The organism is Rhodococcus sp. NPDC059968 (assembly GCF_042738615.1).
Taxonomy (GTDB): Bacteria; Actinomycetota; Actinomycetes; order Mycobacteriales; family Mycobacteriaceae; genus Rhodococcus_F.
Window position 1 is genome coordinate 1 of sequence record NZ_JBHWUE010000229.1, and the last position, 3,408, is coordinate 3,408.

The window sequence follows — 3,408 nt, forward strand, 5'->3', positions numbered from 1 at the left end:
GCCGCTGGAGACCCCACTCAGGCGATCATGTTGCGCGAATTGGGCTATGCGGTCTACTCGGGAGACGACAGCCTCACTCTGGGCTTCCTGGCGTATGGGGCGTGCGGGGTTGTCTCTGTTCTCGGACACGTGGCAGGCGACGAGATCCGCACGATGATCGACGCCTTCTTCTTGGGGGACGTCGTAGCCGCACGGGAGATCAATGCCCGCCTGCAACCGGCGTTGCGCGCGGTCATGGGTGTCCCCAACTACGGCGCGACGACGGTCAAGGGGGCGCTGCAGTTGCTCGGTGTTCTGGAGAACAGAACCGTGAGGTCCCCGCTACTTGCCCTCGACGACGGCGAGTACGAGGCGCTGCGGACGGGGCTGTTCGCTTCGGGGTTGCTGCACTGACAAAACTGAGCATGCACTCAGAGCTGTCGCCACGCTGTCCGGGAAATGAGCGGCATGCGGGAAGAGCGTCACGCGCTGAATGGGCGTCAGGTGTCGGAGACGGGACCGGCGGTGATTGGTTGTCTGAGGATGGTGCGTTGCTTCTCGGGCGCGACCTTGCGGAAATCGCTGAGGTAGATCTCGTGGTGCTTGCGGGAAAAATGTAGTCCGTTGCTTGGGGATGAACTCGTCATGCAATTGTGCGAGCACGGTTGCTTCGTCGTCGAAGACGCCGGCGTGCAGTGTCTGCACACACCGTCCTTCGCTCAGCGCTTCGAGTCGGACGTCGTCGAGACGTGCCGGGCGGTTCTTGGCACCGGCCTGTCGACAGCGGTGGTGAACATGGTCTGGTCGACCCAGTTCGGGGTCATGATTATCATCGTCCAGTTCCATCGCGACTTGTCCCGCACCGTGGTGAAGGAATCCATGGATGAGTATGAGAACACCTCACGCGCAGGTTGCGGGGGTGCCGTTCGGGCGCGCACGGCCTCGGCCGCCGCGAGGTGGAGTCCGCGGCGGCCGAGGATCGGTGATCACGTTCAGGGTGACGGGCGGGAGGAGGATCTCGCGGTCAGTCCGTGATGGTGGGCGGCGCAGTGAGGAACGGGCGGAGTTCGAGCCACTCATGGATCGGCTTCCCGCCCGCCCCTGGGGCGGCCGACAGCTCCCCGGCCAACTCGATGGCGCGTTCGTAGCTGTCGACGTCGATCATCATCCAGCCGGCTATGAGGTCTTTGGTCTCGGCGAAAGGGCCGTCGGTGACCGGTGGGCGACCCTCGCCGTCGTAGCGGACGAACATTCCGTCGGGGGCGAGCGCTTGACCGTCGACGAACTCGCCGGTGCCTTCGAGTCGGGCTGCGAAGTCTTGCATGTACTGGATATGGGCCGAGATCTCCTCCGGCGTCCACTGGTCCATCGGCACGTCGTTGACCGCAGCCGGGGCGCCGCGGTAGTGCTTGAGCAGAAGATACTTGGCCATTTGTGTTTCTCCTTGGTGGTGGTGCGGCCCATTGTGGTCGGGTTCATTGTGGAGACGGATCCAGTGGGGAATTCTCGACATCGCCGCCAGAGATATTTTCGAGGTCTCGTCGATGAACCCTGGTGACCGTTTCGGGGCACTCCTCGCCGGCGGAGTGTGGTTGAAGATCCATCGTCTGATCGTTGCCGACAAGTACGACGGCATGTTCGGCAGATGAGTCGTTGTCTCGGGTGGCGTCTCAGTTACGGGTCAGGTCCTGCAAGCCGACCACGCGGAGCAGTTCGAGCCGCTCGTGGGAGTCGCTGCCCGGGCGGGCGGTGTAGACGACCAAACGCTGGTCGTGCTCTGGGCTGAGGAGTACCTCGCAGTCGAGCTCCAGTGGGCCGACGGCTGGGTGCACGAAGCGCTTGGTGTCGGCGCGGCGTACGGCGACGTGGTGGGTGTCCCACAGCGCGGAGAACTCTTCGCTCCTGACGCGGAGCTCGCGGACGAGTTTCGCCAGCCGTGCGTCATCCGGACGCCGGGCGAGCGTGGCGCGCAAGTCCGCTACTGCCGTGCGGGCGGCGTTGTCGCGGTCTTCGGCGGGAAAGAGCTGGCGCGCAGACGGATCCGTGAAATAGCGCCACACGACGTTGCGCTGCGCTGGGGGACGGGCAGATGCGTCACCGGTGAGCGCTTTGGCCATGGCGTTCTGCGCAAGGATGTCGCCGCGGTCGCTGACCACTTGAGCGGGGATGTCGACCAGCCGGTCGAGGACGAGGAGGAGGCCGGGGCGAACGTGTTCAGTGGCCGGCCGGTCTCGTGAGGGCTCTTCACCGGCCAGATGGAACAGGTGGTCGCGTTCGTCGCTGGTCAGCCTGAGCGCACGGGCGACGGCAGCGAGCATCTGGCGAGCCGGGTGTGAGCCCCTGGCCTGCTCCAGTCGCGTGTAGTGGTCGGCGGACATGCCTGCCAGCTGCGCCACCTCTTCGCGGCGCAAACCCGGGGTGCGCCGCCGTGTGCCCTGAGGCAATCCCACGGCGGCGGGGGTGAGTCGGGCCCGGCAGTGGCGAAGGAAGTCGGCCAGCTCGATTCTGTCCACGCCACCATCATGACCGAAGGACATCGGGCGCAGCCAGGGACGGCGGGTCCCCGGATAGAGACGTCTCTCCCGCCGTCATCGACATGGCCGCATCCTGGAAGTCAGAGCCTCGAAACCTGCGAGCACCGGCGCAGACTCGGCAGGGGTGATCACCCCCGCCCGGAGCGCCGACCAGGAACCGAATACCCCACTATGAAAGGTGTGGACCATGCAGTACCGCACGCTCGGCCGGACCGGGATCAAGGTCAGCCCCTACGCGCTCGGCACATTGATGTTCGCCACAGCCATCGGCAACCCCGACCCCGACGACTCGGCCCGCATCATCCACAAGGCACTGGACGCGGGGATCAACTTCATCGATACCGCCGATGCCTACGGCGACTCGGAGGAGGTCGTGGGCCAGGCACTCAGGGGGCGTCGTGACAACGTCGTCCTCACGACCAAGGTGAGCCGCCCCATGGGGGACGACCCCAACCAGCAGGGCGCCTCGCGGCGCTGGATCGTGACCGCGGTCGAAAACTCGCTGCGCCGCCTGCAGACCGATCGCATCGACCTCTACCAAATCCAGCGACCGGATCCCAGCACTGACATCGAGGACACCCTCTCGGCGCTCACCGACCTGATCCGCAGCGGCAAGGTCCGCGCGATCGGAACGTCCACGATGCCCGCGTCCGACATCGTCGAGGCCCAGTGGGTTGCCGAGCGGCGCGGTCTGGCACGGTTCCGTACCGAGCAGCCGCCGTACTCGCTGCTGAACCGGGCAATCGAACGCGAGGTGCTGCCAGTCGCGCAACGCTACGGGATGGGCACGCTGGTCTGGGGTGAACTGTCCTGGGTCGGGTGGAGACTCCTGATTGAACCAGGAGAATGAAATCATGCCAGCACCGAGGAAGTACGACACCGAGACCCGTGAGCG

The 3,408-nt window shown here is 65.5% G+C and carries 3 protein-coding genes and 2 pseudogenes; 2 read left to right on the plus strand and 3 right to left on the minus strand.

Annotated elements, in window-relative coordinates; genetic code table 11:
* Positions 1-393: dihydrodipicolinate synthase family protein (locus tag ACFWAY_RS53265; RefSeq protein WP_378516471.1), on the plus strand; the 393-nt coding region annotated here is incomplete at its 5' end.
* A gap of 86 nt (positions 394-479) precedes the next feature.
* On the opposite strand, the pseudogene ACFWAY_RS53270 reads toward ACFWAY_RS53265, so the two are convergent.
* The 3 genes and pseudogenes from ACFWAY_RS53270 to ACFWAY_RS53280 all read right to left on the minus strand — a co-directional run.
* Positions 480-863, minus strand: a pseudogene (locus tag ACFWAY_RS53270) (GyrI-like domain-containing protein); the annotation flags it as partial.
* Between the two features lie 140 nt (positions 864-1,003).
* A complete protein-coding gene (locus tag ACFWAY_RS53275) occupies positions 1,004-1,411 on the minus strand; it encodes a YciI family protein (RefSeq protein ID WP_378457577.1) in 408 nt (135 codons plus the stop codon).
* Between the two features lie 238 nt (positions 1,412-1,649).
* Positions 1,650-2,492 (minus strand): helix-turn-helix transcriptional regulator, encoded by an 843-nt coding sequence (locus ACFWAY_RS53280; RefSeq protein ID WP_378516472.1) that lies wholly within the window; start codon positions 2,490-2,492, stop codon positions 1,650-1,652.
* A 208-nt stretch (positions 2,493-2,700) separates the two neighbouring features.
* Here ACFWAY_RS53280 and ACFWAY_RS53285 point away from each other — a divergent pair.
* A pseudogene (locus ACFWAY_RS53285) lies at positions 2,701-3,321 on the plus strand (aldo/keto reductase); the annotation flags it as partial.
* Positions 3,322-3,408: the final 87 nt, after the last annotated feature.